Source organism: Nocardia sp. NPDC052001 (assembly GCF_040680615.1).
Taxonomy (GTDB): Bacteria; Actinomycetota; Actinomycetes; order Mycobacteriales; family Mycobacteriaceae; genus Nocardia.
This window is the reverse complement of the sequence record NZ_JBFAXC010000020.1, coordinates 68,751-83,949: the sequence shown is the minus strand read 5'-3', so window position 1 is coordinate 83,949 and position 15,199 is coordinate 68,751. Positions and strand designations below refer to the sequence as shown.

The following is a 15,199-nucleotide window of genomic DNA, read 5'->3' as shown; positions in this document are numbered from 1 at the left end:
TCCTCACACGGGGGTGTGGAAGGCCGGAACCAATAAAATATTGGCACTGACATTCATCGACACACTATTGAGTTCTCAAAGAACACACGCACACAAGATCTCACCACTCGGTAGAGCAGGGATTTCGTTGAGGCAACTTTTACAGCTTAGCCCACCCGCCGCAGCAGAACCAAATCCGCTGGTCAGGTTGAACTAGTGTGATAGTCAGGCGCTCCTCGTACAACCTCGTTTCCCAGGCCCTTGGGGCTCCGGGTCGGTGTCCGTGTCGCTCTGACTCGAATAAAGTTACGTATCGCTACGATCAAAGTCAAATCGCCTCCTGACCTGCAGGTTTTCCGGACGATCACAATGGCGGCGTCTGCTCCTCCGCTTCCTCCCGGCGGATCTCCTCCACTTCGGCGAGAAGATCGTTCGCCAGCGCCGCGCAGTGATAGCGGGTGTAGGGGGATTGGCGGCGCATCAGGGTTCCGGTCAACTGGGCGGCCAGATAGTCGAAGTCCTGGTCCTGAAGGAGGGAGTCGAAATCGATGTCGTCTTCCAGGAGTGCGGCGAGGTCGAGGTTCCAGGACCAGACCCGGGCGGTGCGGTAGTCGGGGCGGCGGGTCCACACGCCTGCGGCCTCGAGGGTCAGTCGCTCATCGGACCAGCCGTCGGGGGCATCGATATTGATGGTGATCTCGACGGCGATGCCACCCTCCTGTTGGAGCTCGGTGACATAGAGGGTCTCCAGTCCCCCGCAGTTCAGGGTGAGCAGGCGACGGCGGCCCTTGGCCTTCTCGGTCGTCGGGAGCGCGGAGACGTTCCACAGCTCGGGTTGTGTGGCGGCCGGATTCGCGATCGACGCGTGGATGTACGAGGCGACCACGCCGCGGATCTCCGGATAGACGGGATGGCAGCTCAGCTCGGCGAAGCGTGGATCCTGTTCTTGCGACACCGGATAGGAATACCAGGCGGGGCAACCGCGGCGGATCCCTGGTCAGCGACCCCAGGCGAGCTTGATTCTGGTGGTGGCCATGAAGTCGGCCGTCAGCTCGCGCAGTGCCAGGAACTGGCCGCCCTGACCGTACTTCTGACGGAGGGTGCCGAAGTCGGTGAACTCGGCGGCCGCGGCGATCTGATTCGACTCGGGGATGCGGGTGGGGAAAAGGCGCGGGAGGGTTGGGTTCTCACGCAGGGTCTCCAGGATGCGCTGATGGACCGTGGAGGAGCGGCGGTATTTGGTGATCACCACACCCAGCTCGGTGATCGGCGCGGACCATGCGGTGGAGAGATGGCGCAGGTGCGATTGCAGCGGCGGGATGCTGTAGGTCGACATGACGTCGGGGATGGTGGGGATCAGATAGCCGTCGGCGATGCGCAGGCCGTTCTGGGTGATCGGGCCCAGATTGGGCGGGCAGTCGATCAGGACGAAGTCGTAGCCGGAGAGCACGCCGGTCAGGGCGGCGGCCAGCACGGTGGTCGGGTCCAGGGTGGTGAGGCGGGCCATATCGTCTTGCAGGGCAATCAGCTTCGGAGAGGACGCGAGCAGGTCCACCGAGGTGACGGCCTGCATCGGCGATACCCCGTGCTGGACCAGCTCGGTGGCATCGCGTGGGCGTCGGCCGGCCAGGGCGTCGGCGAAGACGGCGGCGAGGGTGTGGTCCCCGGAATCCAGTTCGGCCGAGCGCTTTTCGCCGACCATCATGGTGGTCAGGTTGCGCTGCGGGTCCAGGTCTATGAGCAATACGCGCTTGCCGAACTCGGCGGACAGGATCTCGGCAAGGGCAGCGGTGGTGGTGGTCTTGCCCACCCCGCCTTTGAGGTTGAACGTGGCGACCACGTACGGACGGGCCTGGCCGGGAACGGCTTTGGTCTCCCAAATTCGCTGCGGGCGGTCGAAGTGCAGGGAGCGGTTCGGGGACTTGAGCCAGTCCCAGCCGAAACCCTCGGCCGCGATCGGCTGCGATCGCGCAGCATCATCCGGAACCACATCACCACGCAACTCCACCAAACCAGCACCCTTCATCACAGCGACCGCCGTGGCGGTCGGGCATCACACTAGTTACTCGAGGTGCGCCGAGGGGGCGCGACACGAGAAGCCGTGCGATGGTGCTGGTTCATGTCGCGATGAGCTCCGGGTAGAGGCCCGGCAGCGGTGGTAGCGGTGTGCCGCGCCGTCGCAGCGTGATGATGAGCTCTTCGATGCGGCTGGCGGCGCGGAACCAATTGTCCAGGCGGTTGCGGGATTCCGTGCCGAGCATCGCTGTCGGGTCACAGCAGTAGGGCAGAAACGCCAGGTCTGTGGGGTCGGTGATCGGTGCCGGGCGTGAATTCGCGGCGACTGGGCCGACCGAGGCTCGCCACGCGCGGGCGGCGGCATCGACGGTGTCGAACGCATCGGCGCGGAGTAGTTCGACAGGCTCTGCGGTGTATCGGCCTGACCGATCGGTGGAGGTCGGGCTGCTCGCCTCGAGCCGCTCATCGGGCTTGGCGCTCAAGTCGAAGAGGTAGACGTGCCGATCGGTGCCACCGGGATACTCGTAGCCCGCGATGAATGCGGTTCGGGCTCCATCGATGACGCTCAACCGCCAGACCTCGCCGGTGGCCTGCACCCTGCAGGTGAGCGGGAGCCACGGCGGCTCGCAGTGCCCGGTGGTGGCGTCCAGCAGGTCCTGCACCGGATCGATGAGGAAATCGACGGGGGCTATCGCGAGCAGGCCGTGCAATAACCACCAGGTGGATTGCTGATCCGGATCGGTGTGCGCCGCAGGATCACTCGCGCAGGCGACCACCGTGGTGACCAATTCGGTGAACCACGAGTCGAAGTGCGGGGCGGCGGTGTGGGTGTCGAGCACGCGGTGCAGTTGTTCGCCGAGCAGGGCGGCGGTCGCCTGTTCCAACTCCCTAGGGCGTTTGGCGAACAGCACGGTGCGGCGACGACGGAGGATATTCCGAATCGACGGGTCGAACCAGGACGGGTACGCCGCCGCACGTTCGCGGCGGCGGGCGCGGGCCGCTATCTTGGCTCGGCGCTTGGACTTTCGAGCTCTCGAACTGGGCATGCATCGAGCTAAACAGGCTGGTGAGCCCGGGTCACGCGGGATCGAAGCTTCGCGCACCAACACGCCGAAATCGATGGCGTGTTGGACGACGCGCGAGAGCTGATCGGACAAATCCCTACTCGGACAGCGACTTCCGCAGGGCAGCGGCGAAGCCGTCCGGATCGCCCTGCTGGCCGTATTCGCCACCCAGGAAACCGGCGTGATTGCTGGGGTAGACCGTCGGCTCCACACCGATCAGCTCGGCCACGCCGAGGCCGCCGCGGTGCGCGAACTCGCCCTCGGATTCGACTCCGACCGCGATCACGATGCGGGTGGACGCGGCGCGCAGCGCATCGAAATCATGCTCGTAATGGGTGCAGGAGATCAGGTTCTGGCCGAGCAGCGCGTCATTGCGGGAGCCGTCGTCCTCGGTGGGGAGGCCGAACATGGCGGGATCGACGGGCTGATCGCCGAAATCGGCCGGAACCTCGCCCTTCAGGCCCACCAAGGCGATGAACTGCGCCATCGCGGGACCGAAACCCTTCTCCTGATAGGTCTTCGAGATAGCGGTCGTGGCGGCGAGCGCCTGCTCACGCTCCGGCAGCACCTGGGCGGCCGGGGGCTCATGCGCCACCAGCACGCGCACCTGCTCCGGGTGCTTGGCCACCAACGCAAGGGAATTCACCGCACCGCCGCTGCTGCCGAACAGGTCGACCGGCGCGCCGCCGAGGTCGTCGATCACCCGGTGCAGATCATCGGCATGCTGATCGGGCGTGGACTCGGTGCTCGGATCGGCCTTGGTGCTGCGGCCGGTGCCGCGCGGGTCATAGGTGACGACCGTGCGATCGGGGAAACGGGCCGCGAGACTGACGAATCCGGAAGCGTCCATCGGTGACCCGACCACCAGCAGTGCGGGCTGATCCCCTGCCGTACCGTTCTCCGGCTGCCGCACGTCATAGGTGATTACCGCGCCGGGGGCTTCTACGGTGTAGGACTTGATCTCGGACATCGGGGTGCTCCTTTTGGTTCGGTTGCTGAGTAGACGGGGCAGGCGAGCAGAACTAATCGGTCGGCCGAGAGGGACTCGCGACAGACGACGGTCCGTTGCGGCGGATCACCTGGCAAACACTCGGCGAGTCTGCGTGGGCGGACCGCCCGGTTGGTGCTTTCATGGGGCGGTTTAGGGAAGCGGTACAGCACAATCCGAGGAGATCCGATTATGCGTGGAAGCCGTTCTACTCGTCGTATTGCCGCCACGGCCGTGGCGGCTGCGGCATTTGTCGGAATCGCGAGTGCGCCCGCCAGTGGTGCGCCGGCGTTCGATTGGACCGTGGCCATTCAGGGGTTGCAGGCCACCGCGGCCGGGAATCCGGTTGCCGAGCAAGCTGTCAGCAGGCTGATCGCGTCGGGGCAGCGGGCCGGGGAGGTGGCGCTTCCCGCGCAGCCGTTCCAGATTCCGGCGCAGTCCGATATCGGGCGCGGAGATGGGCCCGGGGTAACCGGATCCGGGATCGCGCTCGGGACCGATGGGTTCCGGTTCGGGTTCTTCGGCGGGCCGGGGACCATTTCGCCGAATCAGGGCGGGGCGAAGCTCGAGGTGATGTGGTTCAACCTGTCCAACGGGCGCAGCGGGACCAATCTGCTCATCGAGCATCAGGATGTGCCGGTGGACACCACCATTCGCACCGCCGTGATGGATCCGGGGCCGGGGATGATCGTGGCCGCGGTGTACGGCAGCGTGTGGCATCGCTGGTCGGTGCCGGTCAGCGATGCCAATCCCGATGGGTTCGCTTATCAGAAGAGCACCATTTCGGTGCCCTCGTTCGGAGCGGTCTACAACTGACGCGCTTGGGTGCGGGCTATTTGATGATCTTGGTGATTTGGCCCGCACCCACCGTCCGGCCGCCCTCGCGGATGGCGAATTTGAGGCCCACTTCCATGGCGATGGGCTGGATCAGCACCACCGACATGGCGACGTTGTCACCGGGCAGCACCATCTCGACATCCTTGGGCAACGTCACCACACCCGTGACATCCGTTGTGCGGAAATAGAATTGGGGACGGTAGTTGTCGAAGAACGGGGTGTGACGGCCGCCCTCCTCCTTGGACAGGATGTACGCCTGGCCTTCGAATTCGGTGTGCGGCGTGACCGATCCGGGCTTGATGACGCATTGCCCGCGCTCCACGTCCTCGCGCTTGATACCGCGCAGCAGCAGGCCGACGTTCTCGCCCGCACGGCCCTCATCGAGGAGTTTGCGGAACATCTCGATGCCCGTGACCGTGGTTTTCGTTGTCCTGGGCCGGATTCCGACGATCTCCACATCGGAGTTCACCTTCAGCACACCGCGTTCGATACGCCCGGTGCACACCGTGCCGCGACCGGTGATGGTGAAGACGTCCTCGATCGGCATCAGGAACGGCTTGTCCACCTCGCGCACCGGGGTGTCGATCCAATTGTCTACCGCGTCAAGGAGATCGGTGATGCCGGTCCCCCATTCGCCGTCCGGATGCTCCAGCGCCTGATAGGCCGAGATGCGCACCACCGGGGTGCTGTCACCGTCGAAGTCGTATTCGCTCAGTAGTTCGCCGACCTCCAGCTCGACCAGTTCGAGGATCTCCTCATCCTCGACCATGTCGCACTTGTTCAGTGCCACAACCATTTTCGGCACACCGACCTGGCGGGCGAGAATGACGTGCTCCTTGGTCTGCGGCATCGGACCGTCCGTCGCGGCGACCACCAGGATCGCGCCGTCCATCTGGGCCGCGCCGGTGATCATGTTCTTCACGTAGTCCGCGTGCCCGGGACAGTCCACATGCGCGTAGTGCCGGTTCTCGGTCTGATACTCCACGTGCGCAATGGAAATCGTGATGCCACGCTGGCGTTCCTCCGGCGCCTTGTCGATGGCGTCGAACGGGGTGAACGGATTCAGATCCGGATATCTGCTGTGCAGCACTTTGGTTATCGCGGCGGTGAGCGTCGTCTTGCCATGGTCGATATGGCCGATGGTGCCGACATTCACATGCGGCTTGGTGCGCTGGAACTTCGCCTTCGCCACGGAGACCTCCTGTGCGATCCGAGGCGGGCACTCCATGGTCGTGGACACCGCGCGGTATGCCCGACAGCGGTGTCATATCCAGGGTATTTGCCGCATCCGGGCGGCGGGTTCGGATCCGGGTCAATCGGACGTCGATGCGGATTGACGGCTCGCGACGGACCGATTACCGAGGTGTGGGCAGCAATTCGAGAAATTGCGGCGGCACCGCGTCCACCAGCCATACGCCATTGCCGGTGACGAAGAATTCGTGACCGGCGGCCCGCATGGCGACGGTATCGACCCGCAGCACCGCCGGACGGCCATGTCTGCCACCGACATTCACCGCGGTGGCGATATCGGCGGACAGGTGCACCGCATGCCGCCGCATGGGCAGCAGACCCTCGGCCATGATCAGGCCGAGGGTGCGTTCAGCGGTGCCGTGATAGAGGATTTCCGGCGGATCGGCGGGCGTGTACCCCAGGTCGACCTCGATCGAATGGCCCTGACGGGCGCGAATCGAGGTACCGGAATCGTCGAATTCGAAGCGTTTCTTATTGTTCTGCTCGACCACCAGGTCGAGCTGGGTACGGGTGAAACCGCGATTGTGCGCGGCGGCCTGGCGCAGCAGGTCCTGAACCCGCACCCACCCCGCCTCGTCCGGGCGCAAGCCGATGGCATCCGGGTTGTGCCGGAGCCAGCTCGACAGGCGTTTGGACAGGCGGACCATTTCTTTCTCATTCATGTTCGGCCCACCGTCCCGCATCGGCGGGCCGGACGCAACCGAATTCAGCTCTGAAACCACATGGGGCGCAAGGTCGGACCGTTATCGGGGAGCACGATCTGATCGCCGATGCGGGCGAAGCCGCAGCGCTCGTACAGGCGCTGCGAACGCTCGGTGCTGGCTTCCAGATAGGCGGGGGTGGTGGCCGATTTCACGCGGTCGGTGATGATGGCCGCGCCCGCGCCCATACCCCGGAACTCCGGGAGGGTCACGATGACCTGGAGGTACTGGTGCGGGAACTCGCGGGGATGACGCGCGGCCAGGGCCGTGGTGACCGCGGTGATGCGCTCGAACGGGCGGCCCGGCACCTGCCCGGCGAGGGCGCGCAGTTCCGCGGCTTCGGCTTCGAAGCGGTCCGCGGAGGTGACCGTCTGCCAGACCGACACAGCCCAGATATCGGAGCCCGAACCCGCGAGCCAGACCTGATCCTGCTTCAGGGCATTGGTGATCATCTCCGGAGCGCGTTCGTTGCGGAAGTACTCGACGGCCTCGGGGCTGTCCTCCAGGACCCAGGCGGTGACCGCCTCATCGAGTGCGGCGCGGGCGAAGACGCGCGCCACCTCGGTCGCCTCGGACAGTTCGGCGCGACGGACCCGCGGCTGGTTCTGCATGCTTTCCTCCTCGGTGCGAACGGTGTTCCGATTCCCAAAGTAGGGGTCGATACGAGGGTCTACGACCAATTCGTCACACTTGTCGGTGTGATGAAATGCGTGGTGTGCGGTGAGGAGATTCCGCAGCGGGAACGCGGACGGCGGCGGCAGTACTGCTCGCGGTCCTGCCAGGCCCGCGCGTACCGGGGGCGCAAGATCGCGACTCTTCCGCCGCGCAAGGTTCGGTCGGAGCGCCTCACGAATGTCGGAATTGTCAGGGCCGCAATCGAATTGGCGGATCGGGATGGGATCGACGGACTGTCCATGCGGCGGCTGGCTACCGAGCTCGGGGTGGCCACGACCGGGCTGTACCGGCACTTCGCCGATCGAGACGCGCTGCTGGCGGAGATGGCCGAATACGTGATCGGGGCACGGCCCGCGCCCACCGCCGCACCGGGGTGGCGGGCCCGGCTCACCGCCGAGGCGGTCGCGGAATGGCAGCTCTACCAGCTGCATCCGTGGATGCTGCCGGTGCTAGCCCAGACTCGGCCGCCGCTCGGGCTCGCGCTGCTGGACACCCTGGAGCGATCGTTCGCGGCGCTGGATCTGCCGGGGATGAATCGGGACATCATGCTGTCGATCTATCTGTCGCTGTCGGGGCTGGTACAGGGGCTGGCACTGCTGCCCGGATCGGAGCGGACGCCCGTGGGGGTGAGTTCGGAGCATCCGATGCAGCTCGTCACGCCCGAGACGCATCCGACGCTCGTGCGCTATCTCGCCGATGACGCCGACGGGCTCGATACGGACTTCGATCGATTGCTCGCCGAGGGCATCGAGTTACTGCTCGACGGTGTCGAAGCCCGCTATTTCGCGCCGCGGGCATAACGGCCCGACCGGGGCGTATCGCGTTCACCGGGAGCGAATACGGGGCGCGCCGGGCGGGTGGGCGCGGGGGTCGCGCAGTAGCCTGGGGCGCATGACAGCTGTTGCAGATCGTTCGCTCGGGCCGGAACTGGTGCGCACCGAGAGCCTCGGCGCGGCCGATGCTCTGGTCATCGGACTCACGTCGTCGGAGGACGGGCCGGTTTTCGCGCCCGCGGACGCGTTCGAAGATGTACTGGATGCCGATACGCGTGCGGCGCTGCTGAGTTCGCTGCGGGCGGTCGGGGCCAAGGGCAAATCCGAGGAGATCACCCGGGTGCCGGCGCCGAGTGGGCTGGATGTGGATTTCGTGCTCGCCGTCGGGCTGGGCGCGGTGGAGAAGATCGACGCCGAACAGGTGCGCAAGTCCGCGGGTGCGGCGGCGCGGGCATTGACCGGGGTCGGGACCGCGGTCACCGTGCTGTCCGGGGTGGATTTGGGTGCGGCGGCCGAAGGGTTCTATCTCGGGGCGTACCAGTTCACCGCGTTCCGGTCGGCCAAGAGTGCGCCCAAGGCCGATGATCAGCCGGTGCAGCGGATCGAATTCCTGGTGCCCGACGCGGGATTCGGGGAAGAGGAGCTGTTCCGGTCGCAGGCGATCGCCGAAGCCGTCGCCACCGCACGGGATTTCGTGAATACGCCGCCGAACGAGCTGTTCCCGGCCGAATTCGCGGATCGCGCAGCGGAATTGGCTGCCGCCGCCGGGTTGCAGGTGGAGATTCTCGATGAGAACGAGCTGGCGGCCAAGGGGTACGGCGGGATCATCGGGGTCGGCAAGGGATCGTCGCGGCCGCCTCGGCTGATTCGGATCACCTATGCGGGCGGGGATCAGCGGGTCGCGTTGATCGGCAAGGGGATCACGTTCGATACCGGCGGCATTTCCATCAAGCCCGCGCAGAGTATGGAGAATATGACCTCCGATATGGGCGGGGCGGCGGCGGTTATCGCCACCACGCTGCTCGCGGCTCGGTTGAGTCTGCCGATCACGGTGACCGCCACGGTGCCGATGGCGGAGAATATGCCGTCCGCCACCGCGCAGCGGCCGGGTGATGTGCTGGTGCAGTACGGCGGAACCACCGTCGAGGTGATCAATACCGATGCCGAGGGGCGGCTCATTCTCGCCGACGCGATTGTGCGTGCGGGAGAGGATGATCCGGACTACATCATCGATGTCGCTACCTTGACGGGGGCGCAGATGGTGGCGCTCGGGACTCGGACGCCGGGTGTCATGGGGACCGATGAGTTCCGGGATCGGGTCGCTCGGATTTCGCAGTCCGTGGGCGAAAACGGTTGGGCCATGCCGCTTCCCGCCGAACTGCGGGGGGATATCAACTCCAAGATCGCGGATCTGGCGAATGTGGCTCCGCATCGGTGGGGTGGAATGCTTTCCGCCGCACTGTTTCTCAAGGAGTTCGTGCCGGAGGGTGTGCAGTGGGCGCATCTCGATGTCGCGGGGCCGGCGTACAACACCGGTGGGGCGTTCGGGTACACGGGTAAGGGTGGAACGGGTGTGCCGGTGCGCACGCTCATCGCGACACTCGAGTCGATTGCCTCTGAGTAACTGAGGTTCGGCAGGGCTGCTGATAGCAGCCCTGCCGCAGAGTGGAAACTCCGACAATCTGGCTATTCACATGCGGGGCTGAATATTGCCCACTTGTCGCCCGCGACAGCTAATCTCGTGTGCGTGGGCATTGGGGTGGATGTCGATCCGGTCGAGTTGCGTGCTGCGGCCGATGCGTTGGAGGGGTCCGCGCGGGAGTTGAGCAAGCGCGTCGATGCGCATATGCGCGCGGTGCGGGAGTTCGTCGGCGGGGAATGGGTTGGGGCGGCGGCCGGGTCGCATGAAGGACCGTGGGCTGAGTGGGAGCGTGGCACTCGGCGGATCATCGAGTCGTTCCGGGCGGATGCGGGGCTGCTACGACGAACGGCCGGGGAGTTCGAGGCGCACGATCGGTCGTGGGCGTCGGCCGTTCACTCGGCAGGGGCGAGTCTGGATCTGCCCGGGGCGGTGAGCCTTGGGTGACTATCGAGTGGATCTCGATGGGCTGCAACGGCTCATAGACGGTACGGCCACGCTGGAGACATCGATCGAACAGCAGGTGCGGGCGATCGAAGATCGTGTCGACGCGTTGCATGTGACCTGGGCCGGTGAGGCAGCCGCCGGGCACCGTGCCGCGCATGACGCGCGGGTCGCCGGTGTCGCTGAAATGAGCAGGGCCCTTGGCGAATTGCGCGGCAAGCTGGACGCCGCGCGGAACTCCTATCGCGCGGTCGGTGAAACCAACGTCGGTATGTGGCCGTGAGCGCGCCCGCGGTCCCGCTCATCCTCTGCCGAGCCACCGAGTATCACTCCGCCGCAAAGGTATTCGGCACCATCGCGCAGGACGCCGCGACCACCCATATGGCCCTGCTCGGCGTCCTCAACGCCGGAGCGGGCATGGCAGGCAGCGATAGCATCGGCCAATCCTGGGCCGCCGCATACGACGACGCCGCAGGGCTCGCCCTCGCCACCTCCGAACGCCTCATCACCGCGTCCGCCACCACCGCCGACCTCATAACCACCGGTGCGCACAACCACGAAACAGGCGAAGTCGCCGCGAATTTCAACGACCTGACTCCCCCACCCGCTCCCCCAGCCTGGCCGGTCCCCTGCGTAATTCCCCAAGCCCTGCCGGCCGCAGGCGACGGCATCCCCGAGCCCTTCGGCTGGTCCTTCATCAAAGACCTCGTAGGCGCGGCCTGGCCCAACGGCCACCAGGACAAACTCCGCGAAGCCCAAACCGCCTGGCTCACCACCGCCGCCGACCTCCGCACCCTCGCCCTCCGCATCCCCGACGCGTTATCCCTCCTCAACAACCAGCAATCCCCCGAAATCCCCACCGCCATCTCCACCTGCACCGACCGCCAATCCGACCTGCACACCCTCGCCGACATCTGCCAGTCCCTCGCCGAAGCCTGCGGCACCTACGCCCAGCACCTCGACGAAGCCCACCACCAAATCCTCGAAGAACTAAAAGAATTCGCCGTCGAAACCGCGTTCGCCGAAACCCTCTTCGCCGTAGCGATCCCCCTGACCGGTGGCCTTTCCGAATTCGGCAACGTCGCCCTCGCCGCCCGCCTCACCTACAAAGCCGAGCGGGTGGCCACCATAATCAGCGAATTGGCCACCCGCGCAACCGCAATCACCGCCAGAACCTTGACGCCTCTCACCGAGCGCATCGGACCACTGCTGGCGAAGATCCGAAAGTGGGTGGAAGAAGCACAGCCCAAGCTGGTTTCCATCAGCCGACACGCCGTACCGGTCCGAACACTGAGAACTACCTCGATGGATCGCCGATACCTGGGCGAACAGCTGCCGGGAAACTCCGTATGGCCGGGCCAACAGGTGACCTACCTGAATGCTGAAGAGCGACAGCGGTTTCAGCTGTTCATTCGCGAGGGAAAGATGTACGACGCGGATGGCAATCTGTTCGACACCACGCTTGCGGCGTCTCACTGGAACGGCGCGGGCAAGGCGATCTTCGTGATGGACAAGAACGGTAGTATCTACGCGTCGCTTTACCATGGTCCGGGCGAGTTCCATCATTCCAGTTTCCTTGCGGGAGCGCCTGTTGCCGGAGCCGGTGAGCTTCAAGTAGCAAACGGAGAACTCCGATTGATCACCGACGCCAGCGGTCACTACCGGCCCGGACCCGATTTCACGAAGCAAGTAATCGAAGAGATGCGACGACAGGGTTTGACGATCGATCCAGCGCAGATCATCACGACGCCGAGATGACGTGGAGGCCAAAGAACAATGACCCAGCAGTGGCGCGGCGTCGTGAACGCCGTCCTCTACGGCGTGCAATTCTCCGACACCCTCGGCCCCGAGGAAGTGAGTCGAGTATCGACGGCATTGCTCACCGAACCACTGGGGACCCTCACTCTCGACGAGAAGTACGGGGCTTTGGTAGCAGCCCTCGAGTCGAATGAGGAGCTGGACACCGTTATTCGGATCAAGCACTCGAAATCCGAGCTGCGGGACTTTCTCGGCAGAGTCGTCACAGAGCTCGACGGGAGGCGTCCGTGGACCGAGCCGGCATTTCGCGAACTGCCGCTATCCGAGTGGACGCGTTTCTCCGGATTCGCCCCCGTAGCTCGAGTCGATCTCGCGTGGCCCGCCGTTCAAGGTCCACTGCGCCGAATGCTCAAGAAACCGGCGGGGGACGACCGCTACTGGCTGCTGCTCCGCATGAGGTCGGGAACCGAAATCGCACTCGTCTGGCCGGGTTGGGCGGGCGAATCCGCGACCGCGCTACTGGCGGATCAGGCGATACCCGCGCGGAATGTCGTAGAGGAAGTTCTGGGCGCGACAGCGCTCACTCCGTCAGATATTTCGATCATCAATCGCTGAGCCGGGCGCGTTGTTGTTCTATGCGGCGGCGGGCGTCGTGGTCTCGCATGCGTTGGGGGTAGCCGGTTTTGCGGACGTCGTAGACGGGGATGTTCAGGGTGGTGGAGAGGCGGTGGGCGCCTCGTTCGCCTACTACTCGGCGGGTCCATTCGCCGTCGTGGGCTACCAGGACGGCGGTTACGTCGGTGACCGTGGTGCGGGGTTCTATGAAGGCTTCTACGCCGTGGTGTGACCGGGTCCAGGTGATGAGGTGGGTCAGGTCGGACGGGGTTGTGGTCTTCGAGGAGCTTCGGGATAGGAAATCCAGGAAACTCATGGGGTGCCTCCTTCCCGGACGGGTGGGGCGCCGCCGGTAATTCGATATTGCCAGCGGTGGGAATGGGTGGACAGGGGGTGGCGGGGGTTCGAAGGCGCTGCTCAGGGACTTCTTGGGTGGCGTTCAGGAGCGGGCGGCTATTACCGCTGTTGGAATGGCGTTCGGGGGCCTCACCATCGGGTTTGTGACGCCGCGAGGTGCGGGGAAGGGCCGCCCTGTGACACGTTGCACGCGGCGGAGTGCAAGGATGGCAGCTGGAACAAGAACCAACATGGATCTCCGGATGCCACAGAATGATCGGTGGCGGTTGGACCCACATCGCGACCCGCGATGAAAGTCCGCCGGGGACAAACTGTTTAACCCGACGAGCAGTCAGAGGAGTCAACGGACATGGCCTTCTCCGTCCAGATGCCAGCTCTTGGTGAGAGCGTCACCGAGGGCACTGTGACCAGGTGGCTGAAGCAGGAAGGGGACACGGTCGAGGTCGACGAGCCGTTGCTCGAGGTATCGACCGACAAGGTCGACACCGAGATCCCGTCTCCCACCGCCGGCGTACTGGTCAAGATCGTGGCGCAGGAAGACGATGTGGTCGAGGTCGGTGGCGAACTCGGCGTGATCGGTGACGCGGGCGAGGCTCCGGCCCCCGCTGCCGCCCCGGCTCCGGCCGAAGCACCTGCCCCAGAGCCCGAACCCGCCCCGCAGCCCGAGGCCGCCGCACCGGCGCCCGCTGCCGCAGCCCCCGCACCCGCCGCCGAAGCCGCTTCCGGCACGCCGGTGAAGATGCCCGAACTCGGCGAGTCCGTGACCGAGGGCACCGTCACCCGCTGGCTCAAGCAGGTCGGCGATTCGGTCGCGGTCGATGAGCCTTTGCTCGAGGTCTCCACCGATAAGGTCGACACCGAGATCCCCTCGCCCGTCGCCGGCACGCTGCTGGAGATCACCGCGCAGGAAGACGATGTCGTCAATGTCGGCGGTCAGCTCGGCGTAATCGGAAGCGGCGCACCGGCTGCCGCGCCCGCCCCGGCGGCACCCGCTCCGGAACCCAAGCCCGCCGCTCCGGAACCGAAGCCCGCGGCCGCCGCACCGGCTCCCGCGCCCGCCCCGGCTCCGGCCCCGAAGCCCGCCCCGGCTCCGGCCCCGAAGCCCGCCCCGGTTCCGGCCGCGGCGACCCCGGCGGACGAGCCCTCCACCAATGGCGGCGGCCCCTACGTGACCCCGCTGGTCCGTAAGCTCGCTACCGAGAACGGCGTCGACCTCGCCACCCTCACCGGTTCCGGTGTCGGCGGCCGCATCCGCAAGCAGGATGTGCTCGCCGCCGCGGAGGCCAAGAAGGCTCCGGCTCCCGCCGCTGCCGCACCGGCCGCGGCTGCTCCGGCCGCCGCGCCCGCCGCCGCAGCCCCGAAGTCGGACCTGGCACACCTGCCCGGCACGGTCCAGAAGGCCAGCCGCATCCGCAAGATCACCGCGGCCAAGACCCGTGAGTCGCTGCAAACCACGGCGCAGCTCACCCAGGTGCACGAGGTCGACCTCACCAAGGTCGTCGCACTGCGCACCAAGGCCAAGGAAGCGTTCAAGGCGCGCGAGGGCGTGAACATCACGTTCCTGCCGTTCTTCGCGAAGGCGGCGATCGAGGCGCTCGGGGTGCACCCGAACGTCAACGCCTCCTACAACGAGGAGACCAACGAGATCACCTACCACTCGGTGGTCAACCTGGGCATCGCCGTGGACACCGAGCAGGGTCTGCTCTCGCCGGTCATCCACAACGCCAACGACCTGTCGCTGGCGGGCCTGGCTCGCGCCATCGCCGATATCGCCAACCGCGCGCGCAACGGCGGCCTCAAGCCGGACGAGCTGTCGGGCGGCACCTTCACCGTCACGAATATCGGTTCGCAGGGCGCGCTGTTCGACACCCCGATCCTGGTCCCGCCGCAGGCGGCGATGCTGGGCACGGGCGCGATCGTTAAGCGCCCCATGGTGATCAGCGATAGCGGCAGCGAATTCATCGGCATCCGCTCGATGGCCTACCTGCCGCTGACCTACGATCACCGGCTCATCGACGGCGCCGACGCGGGCCGCTTCCTCACCACCATCCGGCACCGGCTGGAAGAGGCGGCCTTCGAGGGCGACCTCGGCCTGTAAGGGT

At 65.9% G+C, this 15,199-nt stretch carries 16 protein-coding genes; 8 read left to right on the top strand and 8 right to left on the bottom strand.

The features are described 5' to 3' along the window. Positions 1 to 343 precede the first annotated feature (343 nt). From AB0L82_RS42020 to AB0L82_RS42005, 4 genes are all read right to left on the bottom strand, one after another. Complete coding sequence (locus AB0L82_RS42020; protein WP_364650620.1) at positions 344 to 934, bottom strand: hypothetical protein; 591 nt, start codon at positions 932 to 934, stop codon at positions 344 to 346. A gap of 42 nt (positions 935 to 976) precedes the next feature. Continuing rightward, positions 977 to 2,008, bottom strand: a complete 1,032-nt coding sequence (locus AB0L82_RS42015; protein WP_364650617.1) for a ParA family protein — start codon at positions 2,006 to 2,008, stop codon at positions 977 to 979. Between the two features lie 88 nt (positions 2,009 to 2,096). Beyond that, positions 2,097 to 3,041 carry a hypothetical protein gene (locus tag AB0L82_RS42010; protein WP_364650614.1) on the bottom strand — a complete coding sequence of 315 codons (945 nt, stop codon included), beginning with the start codon at positions 3,039 to 3,041 and terminating at the stop codon, positions 2,097 to 2,099. A 115-nt stretch (positions 3,042 to 3,156) separates the two neighbouring features. Further along, on the bottom strand, positions 3,157 to 4,029 hold the full coding sequence (locus AB0L82_RS42005; RefSeq protein ID WP_364650610.1) for an alpha/beta hydrolase: 873 nt from the start codon (positions 4,027 to 4,029) through the stop codon (positions 3,157 to 3,159). A 210-nt stretch (positions 4,030 to 4,239) separates the two neighbouring features. On the opposite strand from AB0L82_RS42005, the gene AB0L82_RS42000 reads away from it, so the two are divergent. Continuing rightward, positions 4,240 to 4,863, top strand: a complete 624-nt coding sequence (locus AB0L82_RS42000; RefSeq protein WP_364650607.1) for a hypothetical protein — start codon at positions 4,240 to 4,242, stop codon at positions 4,861 to 4,863. 16 nt (positions 4,864 to 4,879) lie between these two features. Here AB0L82_RS42000 and tuf read toward each other — a convergent pair whose 3' ends face one another. From tuf to AB0L82_RS41985, 3 genes are all read right to left on the bottom strand, one after another. Then, on the bottom strand, positions 4,880 to 6,076 hold the full coding sequence (tuf, locus tag AB0L82_RS41995) for an elongation factor Tu (protein ID WP_364650604.1): 1,197 nt from the start codon (positions 6,074 to 6,076) through the stop codon (positions 4,880 to 4,882). Between the two features lie 163 nt (positions 6,077 to 6,239). After that, on the bottom strand, positions 6,240 to 6,797 hold the full coding sequence (locus AB0L82_RS41990; protein ID WP_364650601.1) for an RNA 2'-phosphotransferase: 558 nt from the start codon (positions 6,795 to 6,797) through the stop codon (positions 6,240 to 6,242). A gap of 44 nt (positions 6,798 to 6,841) precedes the next feature. Beyond that, positions 6,842 to 7,447 carry a GNAT family N-acetyltransferase gene (locus AB0L82_RS41985; RefSeq protein WP_364650598.1) on the bottom strand — a complete coding sequence of 202 codons (606 nt, stop codon included), beginning with the start codon at positions 7,445 to 7,447 and terminating at the stop codon, positions 6,842 to 6,844. A 90-nt stretch (positions 7,448 to 7,537) separates the two neighbouring features. Here AB0L82_RS41985 and AB0L82_RS41980 point away from each other — a divergent pair, with 90 nt between their 5' ends. From AB0L82_RS41980 to AB0L82_RS41955, 6 genes are all read left to right on the top strand, one after another. Further along, entirely contained in the window at positions 7,538 to 8,311 is a 774-nt protein-coding gene (locus AB0L82_RS41980) for a TetR/AcrR family transcriptional regulator (RefSeq protein WP_364650632.1), read from the top strand. 91 nt (positions 8,312 to 8,402) lie between these two features. After that, positions 8,403 to 9,908 carry a leucyl aminopeptidase gene (locus tag AB0L82_RS41975; RefSeq protein WP_364650594.1) on the top strand — a complete coding sequence of 502 codons (1,506 nt, stop codon included), beginning with the start codon at positions 8,403 to 8,405 and terminating at the stop codon, positions 9,906 to 9,908. 123 nt (positions 9,909 to 10,031) lie between these two features. Further along, positions 10,032 to 10,370 (top strand): WXG100 family type VII secretion target, encoded by a 339-nt coding sequence (locus AB0L82_RS41970; protein WP_364650591.1) that lies wholly within the window; start codon positions 10,032 to 10,034, stop codon positions 10,368 to 10,370. After that, positions 10,363 to 10,650 (top strand): WXG100 family type VII secretion target, encoded by a 288-nt coding sequence (locus AB0L82_RS41965; protein WP_364650588.1) that lies wholly within the window; start codon positions 10,363 to 10,365, stop codon positions 10,648 to 10,650. The genes AB0L82_RS41970 and AB0L82_RS41965 overlap by 8 nt, the downstream gene beginning before the upstream one ends. Before the next feature lie 134 nt (positions 10,651 to 10,784). Further along, a complete protein-coding gene (locus AB0L82_RS41960) occupies positions 10,785 to 12,125 on the top strand; it encodes a hypothetical protein (protein ID WP_364650585.1) in 1,341 nt (446 codons plus the stop codon). Between the two features lie 18 nt (positions 12,126 to 12,143). Further along, a complete protein-coding gene (locus tag AB0L82_RS41955) occupies positions 12,144 to 12,740 on the top strand; it encodes a hypothetical protein (protein ID WP_364650582.1) in 597 nt (198 codons plus the stop codon). Here the strand turns inward: AB0L82_RS41955 and AB0L82_RS41950 are convergent. Continuing rightward, a complete protein-coding gene (locus AB0L82_RS41950) occupies positions 12,730 to 13,056 on the bottom strand; it encodes an oxidoreductase (RefSeq protein ID WP_364650579.1) in 327 nt (108 codons plus the stop codon). The genes AB0L82_RS41955 and AB0L82_RS41950 overlap by 11 nt on opposite strands. A 390-nt stretch (positions 13,057 to 13,446) precedes the next feature. Here AB0L82_RS41950 and sucB point away from each other — a divergent pair, with 390 nt between their 5' ends. Further along, entirely contained in the window at positions 13,447 to 15,195 is a 1,749-nt protein-coding gene (sucB, locus tag AB0L82_RS41945) for a 2-oxoglutarate dehydrogenase, E2 component, dihydrolipoamide succinyltransferase (RefSeq protein ID WP_364650576.1), read from the top strand. Positions 15,196 to 15,199: the final 4 nt, after the last annotated feature.

Bases quoted from the DNA above. Each gene is read 5' to 3' on its own strand.
- AB0L82_RS42010 (WP_364650614.1), bottom strand. From the start codon at position 3,041: ATGCCCAGTTCGAGAGCTCGAAAGTCCAAGCGCCGAGCCAAGATAGCG.
- AB0L82_RS42005 (WP_364650610.1), bottom strand. From the start codon at position 4,029: ATGTCCGAGATCAAGTCCTACACCGTAGAAGCCCCCGGCGCGGTAATC.
- AB0L82_RS42000 (WP_364650607.1), top strand. From the start codon at position 4,240: ATGCGTGGAAGCCGTTCTACTCGTCGTATTGCCGCCACGGCCGTGGCG.
- AB0L82_RS41990 (WP_364650601.1), bottom strand. From the start codon at position 6,797: ATGAATGAGAAAGAAATGGTCCGCCTGTCCAAACGCCTGTCGAGCTGG.
- AB0L82_RS41985 (WP_364650598.1), bottom strand. From the start codon at position 7,447: ATGCAGAACCAGCCGCGGGTCCGTCGCGCCGAACTGTCCGAGGCGACC.
- AB0L82_RS41980 (WP_364650632.1), top strand. From the start codon at position 7,538: ATGAAATGCGTGGTGTGCGGTGAGGAGATTCCGCAGCGGGAACGCGGA.
- AB0L82_RS41975 (WP_364650594.1), top strand. From the start codon at position 8,403: ATGACAGCTGTTGCAGATCGTTCGCTCGGGCCGGAACTGGTGCGCACC.
- AB0L82_RS41960 (WP_364650585.1), top strand. From the start codon at position 10,785: ATGGCAGGCAGCGATAGCATCGGCCAATCCTGGGCCGCCGCATACGAC.
- AB0L82_RS41955 (WP_364650582.1), top strand. From the start codon at position 12,144: ATGACCCAGCAGTGGCGCGGCGTCGTGAACGCCGTCCTCTACGGCGTG.
- AB0L82_RS41950 (WP_364650579.1), bottom strand. From the start codon at position 13,056: ATGAGTTTCCTGGATTTCCTATCCCGAAGCTCCTCGAAGACCACAACC.
- sucB (WP_364650576.1), top strand. From the start codon at position 13,447: ATGGCCTTCTCCGTCCAGATGCCAGCTCTTGGTGAGAGCGTCACCGAG.